General features: G+C 62.2%; 13 protein-coding genes. 8 read left to right on the forward strand and 5 right to left on the reverse strand.

The window, feature by feature from the left end; all coding sequences use genetic code 11:
- The 5 genes from LLH00_04065 to LLH00_04085 form a co-directional block, all read left to right on the forward strand.
- A partial coding sequence (locus tag LLH00_04065) for a dihydroxy-acid dehydratase (protein ID MCE5270438.1) occupies positions 1-594 on the forward strand: 594 nt, incomplete at its 5' end.
- A gap of 210 nt (positions 595-804) precedes the next feature.
- Positions 805-1,935, forward strand: coding sequence for a DUF2961 domain-containing protein (locus tag LLH00_04070; protein ID MCE5270439.1), 1,131 nt, complete (start codon positions 805-807; stop codon positions 1,933-1,935).
- Positions 1,936-1,954: 19 nt separating this feature from the next.
- Positions 1,955-2,395, forward strand: a complete 441-nt coding sequence (locus LLH00_04075) for a GNAT family N-acetyltransferase (protein MCE5270440.1) — start codon at positions 1,955-1,957, stop codon at positions 2,393-2,395.
- A gap of 137 nt (positions 2,396-2,532) precedes the next feature.
- Positions 2,533-3,825: a Gfo/Idh/MocA family oxidoreductase gene (locus LLH00_04080; protein MCE5270441.1), complete on the forward strand. Its 1,293-nt coding sequence runs from the start codon at positions 2,533-2,535 to the stop codon at positions 3,823-3,825.
- Positions 3,826-3,900: 75 nt separating this feature from the next.
- On the forward strand, positions 3,901-4,896 hold the full coding sequence (locus LLH00_04085; protein MCE5270442.1) for a formylglycine-generating enzyme family protein: 996 nt from the start codon (positions 3,901-3,903) through the stop codon (positions 4,894-4,896).
- Positions 4,897-5,334: 438 nt separating this feature from the next.
- On the opposite strand, the gene LLH00_04090 is transcribed toward LLH00_04085, so the two are convergent.
- From LLH00_04090 to LLH00_04110, 5 genes are all read right to left on the reverse strand, one after another.
- Positions 5,335-6,642 (reverse strand): pyridoxal phosphate-dependent aminotransferase, encoded by a 1,308-nt coding sequence (locus tag LLH00_04090; GenBank protein ID MCE5270443.1) that lies wholly within the window; start codon positions 6,640-6,642, stop codon positions 5,335-5,337.
- A gap of 183 nt (positions 6,643-6,825) precedes the next feature.
- The gene (locus tag LLH00_04095; protein MCE5270444.1) at positions 6,826-7,770 is read right to left on the reverse strand and encodes a class I SAM-dependent methyltransferase; all 945 of its coding nucleotides are present in this window, start codon (positions 7,768-7,770) and stop codon (positions 6,826-6,828) included.
- Between the two features lie 222 nt (positions 7,771-7,992).
- Entirely contained in the window at positions 7,993-8,709 is a 717-nt protein-coding gene (locus tag LLH00_04100; protein ID MCE5270445.1) for a hypothetical protein, read from the reverse strand.
- Positions 8,710-8,936: 227 nt separating this feature from the next.
- Positions 8,937-9,494: an RDD family protein gene (locus tag LLH00_04105; protein ID MCE5270446.1), complete on the reverse strand. Its 558-nt coding sequence runs from the start codon at positions 9,492-9,494 to the stop codon at positions 8,937-8,939.
- A gap of 23 nt (positions 9,495-9,517) precedes the next feature.
- A complete protein-coding gene (locus LLH00_04110) occupies positions 9,518-10,195 on the reverse strand; it encodes an RDD family protein (GenBank protein ID MCE5270447.1) in 678 nt (225 codons plus the stop codon).
- Between the two features lie 391 nt (positions 10,196-10,586).
- Between LLH00_04110 and LLH00_04115 the strand changes: the two genes are divergently transcribed.
- From LLH00_04115 to LLH00_04125, 3 genes are all read left to right on the forward strand, one after another.
- Positions 10,587-12,083, forward strand: coding sequence for a putative glycoside hydrolase (locus LLH00_04115; GenBank protein MCE5270448.1), 1,497 nt, complete (start codon positions 10,587-10,589; stop codon positions 12,081-12,083).
- Between the two features lie 13 nt (positions 12,084-12,096).
- A complete protein-coding gene (locus tag LLH00_04120) occupies positions 12,097-12,519 on the forward strand; it encodes a DUF6508 domain-containing protein (protein ID MCE5270449.1) in 423 nt (140 codons plus the stop codon).
- A gap of 161 nt (positions 12,520-12,680) precedes the next feature.
- Entirely contained in the window at positions 12,681-14,924 is a 2,244-nt protein-coding gene (locus LLH00_04125; GenBank protein ID MCE5270450.1) for a hypothetical protein, read from the forward strand.
- Positions 14,925-14,984: the final 60 nt, after the last annotated feature.

Genomic DNA, 14,984 nt, shown 5'->3' on the forward strand with positions numbered 1-14,984 from the left:
CCGGGCCAGGACATCATCCAGCCGCTGGACAAACCGATCAAGAAGACCGGGCATATCCAGATAATGTACGGCAACCTGGCCCCGGAGGGCGCGGTGGCCAAGATCACTGGCAAGGAGGGTCTGCGGTTCGACGGCCCAGCCCAGGTCTACGACAGCGAGGAGGACTGCATCCGGGCGCTGGAGCAGGGCCGGGTCAAGGCCGGCTCGGTGGTGGTGATCCGCTACGAGGGCCCCAAGGGCGGCCCGGGCATGCGCGAGATGCTCAAAGTCACCTCGATGATCATGGGCCAGGGTCTGGGGGACAAGCTGGCCCTGATCACGGACGGCCGCTTCTCGGGAGGGACACACGGGTTCGTGGTCGGGCATGTCTGCCCGGAGGCGCAGGTGGGCGGCCCGATCGCCCTGGTGCGCGACGGCGACAGGCTGAGCCTGGACACCGAGGCCCGCACCCTGACCCTGCACGTGGACGGCCCCGAGCTGGAACGCCGCCGCCTCCAGTGGCAGCCCCGTGATCACGGGTTCCGTCGCGGCGTGCTCTGGAAATATGCCAAGATGGTCTCCCCGGCCAGCCAGGGCTGTGTCACGGACGAGTGAGCGCGCCATAAAACCGTCAGTGTTGCGTATGGGACCGGCCGGACCTCCGGGTGGTCCCTCGTTTTTACTGATTGCCGTCCGCTGAAAGGAGAAAAACCTTGAATCGTGCTATCCTTTGCATATAATCAGACCGGAATAAAAACTTTTCATCCGTTCCATCAAGCCACTCCCCTTTCGCACCGGAGGCGCCCGATGTCGAAGCTCAGTCTGATGTGTTCCGCACTAACCCTGTTCCTTGTCACCGCCGCTTTAGGGGCGGACCAGGGGTTCAACGGCCTGGGCATGAACCTGGGCAACCTGTCGCGCCTCTCCAAGGCCAAGACCCGGTCGATCAGCGCCGAGAATTTCAACGGCGAGAAGGGCAAGGGCGGCATGTCGGTGGACGGCCCGGCCCTGAAAGCGGCGCGCGACCTGGGCCAGGGCTGGAAAGTCTCGCCCTACATCCACATCGAGGCCGGAAAGACCTTTACCCTGGCCGAAATCCAGGGCCCCGGCGCGATCCAGCACATCTGGATGACTCCCGCCGGTGTCTGGCGGCACTGCATCATCCGTATCTACTGGGACGGCGAGGCCACACCCTCGGTGGAGTGCCCGGTGGGCGACTTTTTCGCCTGCGGCTGGGGCCGCTACGCCCAGGTAAGCTCCCTGCCGGTCTGCGTGAACCCCGGCAGCGCGTTCAACTGCTACTGGGAGATGCCGTTCCGCAAGTCCTGCCGGATCACTTTCGAAAATATCGATCCCGAGGAGATGACACTCTACTACCAGATCGACTATACCCTGACCGAAGTGCCCGAGGACGCCGCCTATTTCCACGCCCAGTTCCGGCGGGTCAACCCCCTGCCATACAAAGAGGTGGTGACCATACTGGACGGGGTCAAGGGTTGGGGCCAGTACGTGGGCACCTACCTGGCCTGGGGGGTCAACAACACCGGCTGGTGGGGCGAGGGCGAGATCAAGTTCTTCCTGGACGGAGACAGCCAGTTCCCAACGATCTGCGGCACCGGCACGGAGGACTATTTCTGCGGCTCCTATAACTTCGAGAACAAGGTCACGCATCAGTACCAGGAGTTCAGCACCCCCTATTCCGGAATGCCCCAGGTGATCCGGCCGGACGGCCTCTACGACTCGCAGCAGCGGTTTGGCCTCTACCGCTGGCACATCATGGACCCGGTCCGCTTCGAGAAAGACCTCAAAGTGACGATCCAGGCCCTGGGCTGGCGCGCTGACCATCGCTACCTGCCGCTACAGGATGACATCTCCTCAACGGCGTTCTGGTACCAGACCGAGCCCCATGCGCCATTCCCCAAGCTGCCGGACAGGGATTATCTGGAAATCCGCTAAGATAGGAGATCGAGGGACAATGGAGATTCGCCCGCTCACAGCCGATGACTTTTTCCTGCTCAACCAGATGGACTGGTCGCCCCTGCCCAAGGAGCGCGACTCGATCTACCTGACAATCGCGGTGGGACAGGCCGACTGCTCGTTCATCGCCCAGGCCAACCACGAGTTCCTGGGGGTGATCCTGGCCACGCGAAGCTGTGACGGCGCCTCGATTTATGTGAACCACCTTCTGGTAAGCGCGGCCGCCCGGGGGCAGGGGGTGGGCGCGCGGTTGCTCGAACGTCTGGAAGAGTACGCCCGGGGCGCTTCGGTGAAGCGCCTCTGGCTGCTCTGCCAGGATGAGACTGTCGGCTGGTACACCGCCCGCGGCTACCGCGAGACCTGCGAGTTCCTCACCCCCCAGATCGAGGCTTACCTGAAGCAGGTGAAGAAAGTGCATGCATTTCTAAAGGAATTCTGAAAAAAGAGTTGCACCAGGGTCGCCCCCGGTTTTATTATTCCAACCTTGTGTACTAATTACCCAGCCGAAAGATGCCTCTTCCCTGTCAACCGCCGCTGCCCGGCGGCACAATCGCGTCTTGTTGCAGGAGCGCAAAAATGAGCGAAGAGTTCAGCTCCAGACACCAGAACCGCCGTGATTTTCTGAGGACCGGCGCCCTGGCCGCCTCGGCCCTGGCCGGTTTCTCCATCGTCAAGAACGCCTGGGGCCAGAGCGCCGACCCGATCAAGATCGGGCTGATCGGCTGCGGCGGCCGCGGCACCGGGGCGGTGGACAACTGCATCAGCGCCGCTCCCAACGTGCACCTGGTGGCCATGGCCGACATTTTCCAGGACCACCTGGACAAGTGCCTGGCCAAGCTGAAAGACCCGAAGCGCGAAGGCGGTCCCCTGCCCAACATCGACGTGACCAAGGACAAGTGCTTCGTGGGTTTCGACGCCTACCAGAAGCTGCTGGCCACGGATGTCGACCTGGTGATCCTGACCACCCCGCCGGGGTTCCGTCCCCTGCATTTCGAGGCCGCGGTCAAGGCCGGCAAGCACGTTTTCACCGAGAAGCCGGTGGCCACCGACCCGGCCGGCATCCGCCGTTTCATGGAAGCCGGCAAGCTCAGCGTGCAGAAAGGCCTCTGCGTGGTGGCCGGCACCCAGCGCCGCCATGACCCGGCCTACCAGGAATGGATCAAGCGTATCCAGAACGGTGAAATCGGCGAAGTGGAGGCCGCCCGTGTATTCTGGAACGGCGGCGAGCTGTGGAGCTACCCGCGCCAGGCCGGCTGGAGCGACATGGAATACCAGTGCCGCAACTGGTACTATTTCTGCTGGATCTGCGGCGACCACATCGTCGAGCAGCACGTGCACAACATCGACGTGATCAACTGGCTGCTGAACGCCCACCCGGTCAAGGCCCTGGGCACCGGCGGCCGCATCGTGCGCACCGAGCCGCTGTTCGGCAACATCTACGACCATTTCGTGGTCGATTTCGAGTATCCCAACGGCATGCACATGATGTCCAGTTGCCGTCAGTGGAACAACACCGACACCCTGATCGCCGAGTTCGTCAGCGGCTCCACCGGCCGGGCCGACACCAACGGCCTGATCAAGATGCGCGGCAAGACCAACTGGCGCTACCAGGGCGCGCAAGTCAACCCCTACGTGCAGGAGCATGTGGACCTGCTGGGCTGCATCCGCAAGGGCGCCAAGATCAACGAGTCCCAGAACGTGGCCGAATCGACACTGACCGGGATCATGGGCCGCGAGAGCGCCTACACGGGCAAGGAAATCACCTGGGACCAGATCATGGCCTCGCCGCTGGACCTTCAGCCCAAGACCTATGCTTTCGGCCCGTTGCCCGAGCGGCCCCTGCCGATCCCAGGCAAGACCACCCGTTGACCCGGCGCCGGATGAGCGTGCTTTGCACCGCGGCCGGCCGCCCCTGACAAGCCTGAGGGAGAAAAGGAAACAGTGATGCGAAGAGGAGATTTGTGGCCCCTGACCGTGGCGGCCCTGATTGTATTCGCCGGGTGCGGCCCGAAGCTCGACACGCCGCCCCAGAATTACACCGAGAAGATTCCCGGCACGAACATCGAGTTGGAGATGGTCTACGTGCCGGGCGGGGAATTCGAGATGGGCGCCCCCGAGGGCGCGCCGAACCGCGAGGTGGACGAGGGCCCGGTGCGCAAGGTCAAGGTGGGGCCGTACTGGATAGGCAAAACGGAAGTCACCTGGGACCAGTACGAGCAGTTCGCTTTCGTCAAGGACAGCACCATGCTGGACGCCGTGACCCTGGCCTCGCCCAAGCTGAACCTCATCTGGTTCAACAACCTCTACAGTTGGGGCAAGCAGAAATACTCGCTCTGGCGCCAGGGCATCGACGCCGTGACCCGGCCCTCCAACTACTACGGGGCCTACGACCACGGCATGGGACGCGGCTCCAAGCCGGCGATCGGTGTCAGCTGGATCGGCGCGACCTATTACTGCAAGTACCTGACCAAGAAGACCGGCCACGATTTCCGTCTGCCCACCGAGGCCGAGTGGGAGTACGCCTGCCGGGCCGGCGACAGCGAGGACATGACCGCCAGCCTGGACGAGTACGCCTGGTACGAGGACAACAGCGACTGGGAAACCCAGGCGGTGGGCAAGAAAAAGCCCAACGCTTACGGTCTGTGTGACATGCTGGGCAATGCCTGGGAGCTGTGCTTCGAGGAGTACGATTCCCTGTACTATGACAAGCTCAAGGCCAGCGGTGTAAACGTGGACCCCAAGGGCCCCAAGTGGTGGGTGGGCGACAAGGCCTCGCTGCGTGGCGGTAGCTGGGATGACCCGGCCGTGGAGGCCCGTCCGACCAACCGCCTGCAGCAGCTGGATGCCTGGACCGAGCGCGATCCGCAGCGCCCGCGCGGCATCTGGTGGCTTATCGACGGCAACACGGTGGGCTTCCGCGTGTTGCGGCCAGCGCACTGAAAAAGAGGCTATAACTAAAGACCGTAGGGGCGGACCCGTGTGTCCGCCCTTTTTTTCGGGCACGGTGCGCGCCGTGCCCGATTTACTGGATCAAATCCCCCTCTATCCCTCTACTTCAAAGTGGGAGAAAAACCACACACCCCGTCGGCTACGCCGCCACCCCTCTTTTTAGAGGGGAGTAAAGACGCCTCTCCCCCATCCACTTGCAAAAAGACAGCCTTGCTTAAAGGAGCACGGCGCGCTTTTAATCCCCTCTCGAGAGGGGTGCCCGCGTCAACGGGCGGGGTGTGTCACGGCGGAGGCAGGCAAAAAAGCATGACGGGCGCACACACGGGTACGCCTCGGCGCGAGAGCAACGGGCTATCTGGTCCGAAAGAAAAGGGGCACGGTGCACCGTGCCCCTTTTTGCATTCCGCCTTTAACTTGACTCGACTTGTCTCAGGCCGAGGCCAGGTAGTCCTCGATGGCTTTTCGGAGCGTGGCCAGGGTGGCGGCCCGCTTGCTATCCTCCTGCTCCAGGAGGGTCATGCGGAAACCGTCCAACTGGCTGGTGAACCCGCTCATCGGGACCACGCAGATGCCGGTGGCGGCCAGGATATTGAGCACCAGGCGTTTGTCCGCGCGGACATTGCCGGCGGCCAGGGCCTCATCCAGCACGGACTTGGCCCCGGAGTTCTTCACCTTCAGCTTCTGCTTGCCGTTCAGGCGCCCGGAATCGAATATCACGCTGGCGTAGAACGCGCCGTCCGGCCGCACCGCGTGCACCCCCTCCAGGCCCTCGAATGCCGCGGCGAACTGGCTCGACCGCTTTTCGTAGGCCGCGCAGCGCGCCTCGAGGTGCTTCGGGTATCTCTCATCCGAGAACACGCGCGGGATGGTCATCTGGGGCTGGGTGGTGGCGCAGACCTCCACCATCTTGGCATCGAACAGCGTGCGCACGTAGCGCTTGAACTCACGGTCGCGGTCCTCGTTGTAGACCTCAATCCAGCCGCAGCGTCCTCCCGGCCAGGGATATTCCTTGCTGATCCCCTTTAGGGCCATGCCCGGCACCTCTCCGATCACGTCCGCCAGCAGCGTCGCGGTGCGGCCGTTATAGGTCAGACGGTTGTAGATTTCGTCCGCGATCACGAACAGGTCGTTCTGGCGGGCGATTTCCACCACCGCCTCGACCATCCCGCGCGGCCAGACCGAGCCGGTGGGGTTGTCGGGGTTGATCAGCAGCACGGCGCAGACCTCGGGGTGCTGGTCCACCAGACGGCGGATCTCATCCGGGTCGGGCAGCCAGCCGCGCGCCGGGTCAAGATGGTAGATCAACGGGGCGGCGTTGGCGTGGTAGCCCTCGTGGGTGGAATGGATCGAGTAGGAGGGCGAGGGCACCAGCACCCGGGCCTGGCGGTTGAGGTAGCCGTACATCTTGCTCACCGCGTCGCCCAGGCCGTTGTACATGTAGATGTCCTCGGGCGTGATCTGCACCGCCCCCCGGGCGTTGAGCCCGGCGGCCAGGAACTCGCGGGTTTCGTCCATCCCCTTGGAGGGGCTGTAGCCCCAACTTTTCTGGATGCGGCTCACCGCGCCCAGGTGCTCGATGATCCAGTCCGGGACCGGCTCGCCCTTGGCCACCGGGTCACCGATGTTCTCCCAGGTGAGGGGCACTCCGGCCGCGCCGATCCGCTTGGCCAGGATCACAATCTGGCGGATCTCGTAGACCAGGGAGTCCGCCTGCTCGTGTACGATGTGTGTGCGCATATCTATTACTCGATGATGAAGTTCAATCAATTACCCCAAAAAATAGAGTCGATTTCTCTGGCCGGGCATTTGTTTCGGCCAATAACAACACTCCGGCTGGACGCATAGAGAACTTCGATATCCTGTTGTTCAGCCAATTGCCTGTGTGCATTCCATGCCTTGCGTGTTTTACTAAAAACCAAGTTATTTGTTCGCCGTTTTGGTTGCCTGAATAAAAGCTCCACCCGTAATCAAGTCCTCTTCGGCAATTTCTTTATACCGCGAAGCCAATTCGTTTTTAGCTATATTTGATTTTAATTTATACAAGTGGTCACACACAATCCCGAACCCCTCTTCAAGCATAATTTCAAGATGCCTTGAATGCGGTTCTCTATTAATCAAATATTTTCTCTTTCCGCGTATCAAGCTCCACACAAAGTCGGAATACCGCCAGTGGCCGTTCCATTCATCCGCAGTTCCATGACATCTAAAATCAATCTGGTGCGAAATATAACCATTCGGTCTCAACCACGAATACATCGCCCTGTATGCGCTTCGCAAATCATCAACATGCTCAAGAACCGCTTGCGAATAGATTAAATCCACGGTTTCCTTCGCCTGATCGCAAACGTCGCTCCAGGGCACTTTAAAATGAATCATCGATTCATTTTCATTCATTCCGTCAATTGATTCCTCAATACTTCCAACCCGTGACTTTTCCAGTGCATGCTGCATCCTGCCATCATCCAAAACATCTTCGGGAAACCTGTAATCCAACAAAGACGGCTTGATGTCGGGAAATTCATCTTCGTCTGGAATGGGTGTTTTATTTTCGAATAGAGCAATGAGTTCGTTAAATATTCTTTTATTCATTTGGGCATTTGAGTGATTTACAATATCGAATGCATAATATTTTTCACTACCGGAAATCAAAGCCGCAATTCCGATACCCAATGAATCGCCTGGCCCCAACTCCGCCACTATCTTCGGATGGAAATTCAGCCCGCTTTTCTTGGCCATCACCAGATGGCGCAGCCAGACAGAATAACAATACCTGGCCGAACCGGCGCCACCCGTACCTCTATGAAATAATGAATCCATTCCCGGTATAAAAGTGGATATACCATAAAGCATCTGCTTAAGTTTCAATAATCTCCTCCAATACAATCTCCAATCGAATCAATCAGGATCAGCTTATTTTGACAATTACAAACCACTTATATGAATCCCAGCGTTTCTTCGAGACCGCATTTCCATCCCGACAAGCCGGGTCAGGCTAAAAGTTTCCTCCATGCCCGGCTGCATTTGACCATATTGCCTATCCTTACCGGCCAACCCTCTGGGACGATAAGATGCAAATGATTCCAACGCCTATCGAAGCATCCCGGCCAGCTTGCGCCGCGGCCAGGTAATCATTTCATTATAAGCCCGCCCGGCGCGTTTGAAAAGCCCGGTATGGACCTCGCTCAGGCTCAGCACCGCCTCCAGCGTGTCGGCGGGCACCCCGGCCCGGGTCAGGTAGTAGCGGGTGTCGTTGTAATAGGTCTCGTTCCGCGGGTCCAGCCGCAACTGGCTGCGGAAACAGGCCAGGGCGCTGTCGGTCCGTCCCTCCTCCAGGTAGAGGCTGCCCAGCCAGGCCGGGGCCAGGGTGGTATCCTGCGGCGTACAGCGGCTGACCGCCCGCTCGCAGGCCACAATCGCCGACTGGCGGTCGCCCAGGCCCCAGAGGGCGTAGGCCAGGAACTGGTCCGCCTCGGAGTCCAGGCTGTCGAGCATGGCCGCGGCGCGGATGTACTTGAGGCTGCGGCGGCAGGCGGCGCTGTCGGGCGGGTCGCCGGCGGCGCTGAGCACCAGCGCGCCCGTGCGCAGAAGCCCCGCGGTAAGCCACTTGTCCACAGTGCCGTCTTTGATTTTCGGCTCCAGGATGTCCTTGCCCTGTGAGTCTTTCAGGATGTCGGTGTGCTCGATCAGCTTGCCGACCAGGTCGGCCTCGCTCACCTTCTCGGCCTGGGGCTTGGCTACGATCATCTGCCAGAGCAGGTACACCACCAGGACCATCAGGCCCCATTTCAGGATAAACCGCAACATCTTATCCTCTCCCCCACATTCGAACGCCCTTGACCGGGCGCCGCGGACCGCTCCCGCTCTGAGTCCGGCCCCCCGCGGGACGTTGCCGGAATACGATTACCCTCTAAAATAACACTTTTCCGCAAAATACGGAAGTGGGGCGGGGCCGCAGTCGGGTGCGGGCAATAAAAAACCGGAGGCGGTCTGGATCTTGCCCGCCTCCGGCGCATTCTGTCACTTGCACCCGCTCAGGGCCGCGGCGGCTCGGCTTGGGGCGGCTCACTCAGCGAGGGAGTCTGGCACGGCTCCAGCACCAGGGTGTTGGCGATCAGGTCGTGCAGCGCCTGGCTGCGGCGGCTGAACAGGGCGATTATATAGCCGATGAGGCAGCAGGCGGTGGAGAGCAGCTTGCCCAGGGTGCGCCCCAGCGCCCGCGGGAACGAGAGCCGCCGCCCCTGCTCGTCGGTGACGAAAATGCCCAGAGCCATCTTGCCCGGGGTGGCCTGGCGCCAGGAGCTTTCGAACACGCTGAAATACAGGACGAAAACAGCGGTGGAGGCCCAACCCAGCAACTCGCCGCCGTTCACCCCGAACAGCCAGCCCGGCGAGGGCAGCCAACTGCAAACCCCGCCAGCCATGCGCCCCAGTATGCCCCAGTGGGCGAACGGGTCGCCGAAGAAATCGTGCGGCTGCACCAGCATGCGCAGCGGGATCAGCAGCACGCGGGCCACGATCAGGCTGGCCACCAGGTCGATCAGGAATGCCACGAACCGCTTTAAAAACGGAGCGAAACGGGTCTGGACCATCGAAATGTCTCCTTGTTCTCCGTTCAGAAAGTTTCCCTGGATTGCGGGCTGTCCTGGGCCGGCGCTTGCGGCTCGGCCGGCGGGTTCGTGTCGGCTGACGGGGCGGCGGCGGCAGGCGGCTCGGGCTGTGGACGGACACGGGCGGCCGAGGGCGGCTCCGCCGAGGGCGGCCCGGCGCAGGGAGCGCTCACCGCCGGCTCCAGCACCAGGGTGGAGGCGATCAGGTCGTGCAACGCCTGGGTGCGCTCGGTGAACAGGGCCAGAAGGTAGCCCAGCCAGCAGAACATTTTCGACAGCACCCGCGCCAGGTTCCGTCCCACCGCCCGGCCGAAACTTATCCTCCGCCCCTGCTCATCGGTGACAAATATCCCCAGCAGCATCTTGCCCGGCGTGGCCTGACGGTGGCTGCTCTCGAACAGGGCGAAATACAGCAGATGGACCAGGCTGGCAACCAGCACGAACAGTATGATGTTCCAGATCAGGGGAAAGAGCATCATCGCGGCGCTGTGCTCGAACAGGCGCTCCGGGTCGAAATGCCGCCCGCTGAACAGCCCCACCAGCGCGCTGTCCACCAGCAGCTTGGGGATAAACACCAGCGCCAGCGGCAGCATCAGCAGCGCGCATATCGCGCCGCTGAGTATGAAATCCACGACAAAGGCGACGAACCGCTTGATGAACGGGGCATAGCGCGTGGGTTGCATCCTTCACTCCGGAGAATGTGGAATGTTCAGCCTGTTGAATCAGTCTTCTCATTCCGACTGCTGAAAGGTGCCGCGGGTTCAAAAAAGTGTCAAGACAAAATAATTCCGCGCGGTAGGGTGATTATCCATTGATTTGACAGCATTAGACGTTATCTTTGTGAAGAGTTTGCCCGTCTACGGACGCAGAAAAACTGTACGCACGAGCTGCGGAAGAAATTTTGTGGTCAGGACGTAGTCGTTTGGTTACGAGCGACTATATCCCCGCCACAGCCGGAGCCGCGGCCGGCTCCTGGACAGCCCTGCAGCCTGCCGAACATTAGACTGGATCAAAAGCCGGTCTTAATCATATATTCCTAAGTGAGAAGCTTAACCCTCAACCGAAGAGCGCCGTATGCCGAAACATCGTCTGAGCCTGTGCCTGTTGCTGTTGCTTCTCGCCACGCCGTTCGCCCTGCTCGCCAGGCGGCCATTCCCCTCCTCCGCCTACGACCCGGCCAAGCACCGCTCGGTGCATATCTTCTCCGACCAGCTCCACGGCAACCTGACCGCTGCCGAGGCCCGCTTTATCGCCGAGCGCTATGTGGGCGTGCAGAAAATGCGGCTGCCCGACATCCGCCTCATCCGCTCCTACAACGAGAATTTCCTGCACCTGCACTACAAGCTGTCGATCACCATCGACACGCTCTCCGCGACCATAATCAACAGCGAGTGGACCCCGGGCAGCAGCCCGCTCTCCAACTGGAGCACGGTCAAGCTGCACCCGGACTGGATCCTCAAGACCGGGTCGGGTGAGTGGGTCGAGCACAACCACGAGCGATTTGTCCTGGATATCGGCAACCCCGAGGTGCTGAACTGGTGGACCAGTTCCTGCATCGATGAGATGAAAGGCAACGAGTGCGACGGTGTGTTCGCCGACACCTACACTGTGGAGGCGATTTTCGGCCGCACCAACTATGCCGCGCTGTTCGACAACGTGTCCAGCACCACCAGCACCTGGATCCCCAAGCTCAACGAATGGGGCCGTCAGGTCGACGCCAAGCTCGACTCGGCCGGCTACGCTTTCTTCCCCAACATCGACAACCTGCAGACAAACTGGGTCGATCAGGGCGGGGCGCACTACTACAAGGGCGACTACATGCACGGCGCCATGCTGGAGACTTTCGGCGGCTGGCCGGATGCCACCGACGCCCAGCTTGCGATCGCCCGGGTCAGGAACATCCAGGCCAAGGGGGTCTACCTGCACGGCCAGGGCTATTACAGCAGCGAGGACCAGGCCGGGCAAGCCCGCGAGCGTATGTGGCTCACCGGTGTCTACCTGCTGTGCAACACGGGACGGCTGTACCTCACCATGTACGGCCCCGGGGATTTCGGCGCGGTAAGCCATGTCCTCTGGTACCCGGAGTTCGAGCTCGACCTCGGCCCCTGGAAAAGCGAGTGGGCCTCCCTGGCGCAACTGGTCTGGAACGGCGTGTTCCGTCGCGAGTACGAGAAAGGCTGGGTGCTCTGCAACGTTAGCAACTCGGCCAAGACAGTCACCCTGCCCGACACGATGTACCTGGCCGAGGAGGATGGCCCGGCCTCGCAGTACTGGGCCGACCCGGCCACCGGCCACGAGGGCGCGAGCCTCAAGTACACCCCGGTCACCAGCCTGAGCCTGGGTGCGATGAGCGCCGCGGTGGTATTCCTCGAAAACCCGGCCGGCAAATGCACGATGAGCCTGCCCGGGGATTTCGACGGCAACGGGGTGCTGGGCATTCCCGATGTGATCGGCCTGCTGCGCTCCATTCGGGACAAATCCTCCGACCCCTGCCTGGACGTGAACGATGACGGCGTGGTCGGGATGGCGGATGTGCTGGCCCTTCTGCTCAAGGTGGCCGGCGTGCAATGAACGGAGGACCGCTGTGGATACGGCCCTGCCCGGAAGGATGAAAAAAGGCTTCGAGCCGGAGCGCCTGACCCGTTTTGCCCAGGCGTTCCATCAGGCGGATTTCAAGCCCGGCGGCTGGAGCGTCAAAGCCGCCGGGGGCCTGCCCCGCCTGGAGTACAACGCCGCGGTGTTGGAGTTTATCAGCCAGGTGCGCCACGGCGGCTGCGCCCCGGAGGGTTTCCGCTGGATAAGCTGGCAGAAAGAGTGCGCCCGCTTCCGGGATGACCCCTCTCTGGCGGACGCCGCCTCGCTGGAGGACTGCCGGAAGCTGCTTGTGACAATCGTGGAACTGGACTGCCACCGCGACGGGTTCCTGGGCGAGATGATCCAGAGCGGGCTTGTCGCGCGCGTGCTGGAGCGACTGCAGGAGTTGTCCGCAGGCCTTTCGGCAGGGTGACAATCCGGAACACAGAAAAAAGTTGCCGTTTCCCCATAACGGTTTAATATTGCGGGCGTTCCCTCTGCGGGGTGGAACGCCTGTTTTTTCGCAAACAATAGTCGTCCCTTTCCGAGCTACTATTCGCCTCCCAACCCGTTACGCTGGCAAAGGACACCCGGATGAAACGCGCGCTGTCTGCCCTCGCCCTGCTTCTGTTTCTGATCGCCCTGGCCGCCGCTCCCGCCACGGCGCTCGATTTCAAGGCCCCGGCCGGGGTGAAACTCCCCCTGGCCATGACCCCGGTGGCCGGTGACAACGCCTGGAGCGGCTCCGGCTCCGAGCTGACCCTGGCCGACCGCCGCGGCGGCGGCCTGCTCGAGGCCCCGGCCTGGTTCAGCGGCAACCGTCCCCCGCGCGGCGAGATGGTGGTCCTGGAGCTGGAGTATCTGGACAATGTGAAAGACATGGTGCGCGCGGAGGTCTACTCCGGCCTGTCCACCGACAATCCGTTCGACGAGGTCCACCGTTTCGGCGGCTTCGGCGACGGCCAGTGGAGAGTGGCGCGCATTCCCGCCCCGGCGGACATGATCTACCTGCACCTGCCATCAAAGACAATCCGTTTCCGGATCGTCTCGCCCGGCGGCGAGCTGAAAGTACGCTCGGCACGCCTGGTCGCCCCTCTGCCGGATGAACAGGCCCGTTACGAGGCCGCCTGCCGCGAGTGGGTGGCCCGGGCCCAGAGGCGCGGCGTGATCGACTCCTCCTACTGGGCCCTGGCCGAGGCCCCGGTTCTGCCCGCCCAGTGGACCGGCCGCAAGCTGGTGCCGTTCGCCCGCAACTACATGGACCTGGTGCTGCCGGTGAGCGCCCCGCGTGCGGGCGAGGCCGGAGCGGCCCTGGCCGCCCGGATGTTCCTCAACGAGTTCGAGCCGCTGCAGCTGGGAGTCTACGCCAACGGCGCGGACCTGAAAGCCGTGACCGCCAGCGTGGAGCCGCTGCGTGACAGCGCGGGCAAGGTGGTGGCCGAGGCCGAGCTGCGCGTGGCCGAGTACTCGCTGGTCAAGGGCTGGAACATCCGCAACTATTTCGTCGAGCCGTTCCCGCAGCGCCTCTGGCCGGCCTACGCTTTCGATGTCCCGGCCGGGCACAGCCAGATGCTGCTGGTCACCCTGCACACGGATGAGAAGTTCAGCCGTCCGGGCAAGTACAAGAGCCTGCTGCACCTGCGCGTCGGCGAGGGCAAGGCGGCCCAGGAGACCACGGTGCCGGTGGAGCTGGAAATCCTGGACCAGCGCCTCTTGACCATGGAGGAGGCGGGCCTGCGGCTGGGCGGCTGCACCAACGGACTGATACCCGAGTTCGAGATGGAGTGGCTCAAGCAGAACAACCACAACATGGTCAACATCTGGTACCAGTCCGACCGCCCGGAGATGAAAAAGAACGGCGACAGTTTCGACCTGGATTTCCGTCTGATGGACGAGTTCATGCTCTCGGCCAAGCGCGCCGGGATGACCGACATGGTCTATTTCCTGGGCGGCAACCCCTACGGGTTCCCGCGCACCATGCACCTGCCGCGTATCCTGGCCCAGACCATGCTCGGCCTGGATGACCAGGGCTGGAGCGAGCTGGCTTTCCGCGACCCCTACAACGTACCGAAGGAAATCGCCCCCTATATCACCGAGTGGGCGCGGCGGTTTCGCGAGCACGAGGACGCCGCCGGCTGGCCCAACGTGATCCTCACCCCGTTCGATGAGCCTGCCAAGTGGCACCAGTACACCTCGGACAAGGGCATGCTGTACTTCATCAAGCCGCAGTTCAAGCAGCAGGTGGCCCTGTTGCGCCAGGGCGACCCCAAGGTGCAGATCTACGGCTCGATCCACCACTACTACGGCGGTATCGATTTCCTGCCGGATGTGGACATTTTCTGCACCAACGCCGTGGCCGAGAACTGGAACCTTCCCAACGAGGTGCGGGCCGGGGGCAAGATCCTCTGGCAGTACTCCTTCACCTCCGACCACACCGCGCCCGGGGTGCCGCGCTACACTTTCGGCTGGTATTTCGCCAGCCACGACAGCCGCGGCTCGCTGGTCTGGGCCTACAACTGGGGCAACCGTTTCGACACCCTGGACGGGGAGAACTGGATGTACGCCTGGCAGACCCCGTTCGGCATGCTGCCCGCTCCGTTCATGACCGGCCTGCGCGAGGCCTGGGATGACCGCCGCCTGCTTGAGACCCTCAAGAAACGTGCAGCCGACAAGGGCGAGGACCTGAGCGGGTTCCTGACCACGCTCTACGGCGAGGTGGCGGCCGGACGCGGAGAGGGCGGCACCAGCACGCTCAACGATTTCTGGGAGCGGGCCAAGAGCGACCAGATGATGGAAGTGTGGAAAGACCGCCTGGTGCAGAAACTGATGTCGATGTAAAGTGCCACGCGGGCGGCCACGGTGGGCCGCCCCTACTGGCGATTACCCTCGAATTGAGCC

The sequence above is a fragment of the bacterium genome, from assembly GCA_021372515.1.
Taxonomy (GTDB): domain Bacteria; phylum Gemmatimonadota; class Glassbacteria; order GWA2-58-10; family GWA2-58-10; genus JAJFUG01.

Excerpts from the sequence above, each read along its gene's own strand:
- LLH00_04070 (MCE5270439.1), top strand. The coding sequence starts at position 805 with ATGTGTTCCGCACTAACCCTGTTCCTTGTCACCGCCGCTTTAGGGGCG.
- LLH00_04075 (MCE5270440.1), top strand. The coding sequence starts at position 1,955 with ATGGAGATTCGCCCGCTCACAGCCGATGACTTTTTCCTGCTCAACCAG.
- LLH00_04080 (MCE5270441.1), top strand. The coding sequence starts at position 2,533 with ATGAGCGAAGAGTTCAGCTCCAGACACCAGAACCGCCGTGATTTTCTG.
- LLH00_04085 (MCE5270442.1), top strand. The coding sequence starts at position 3,901 with ATGCGAAGAGGAGATTTGTGGCCCCTGACCGTGGCGGCCCTGATTGTA.
- LLH00_04090 (MCE5270443.1), bottom strand. The coding sequence starts at position 6,642 with ATGCGCACACACATCGTACACGAGCAGGCGGACTCCCTGGTCTACGAG.
- LLH00_04100 (MCE5270445.1), bottom strand. The coding sequence starts at position 8,709 with ATGTTGCGGTTTATCCTGAAATGGGGCCTGATGGTCCTGGTGGTGTAC.
- LLH00_04105 (MCE5270446.1), bottom strand. The coding sequence starts at position 9,494 with ATGGTCCAGACCCGTTTCGCTCCGTTTTTAAAGCGGTTCGTGGCATTC.
- LLH00_04110 (MCE5270447.1), bottom strand. The coding sequence starts at position 10,195 with ATGCAACCCACGCGCTATGCCCCGTTCATCAAGCGGTTCGTCGCCTTT.
- LLH00_04115 (MCE5270448.1), top strand. The coding sequence starts at position 10,587 with ATGCCGAAACATCGTCTGAGCCTGTGCCTGTTGCTGTTGCTTCTCGCC.
- LLH00_04125 (MCE5270450.1), top strand. The coding sequence starts at position 12,681 with ATGAAACGCGCGCTGTCTGCCCTCGCCCTGCTTCTGTTTCTGATCGCC.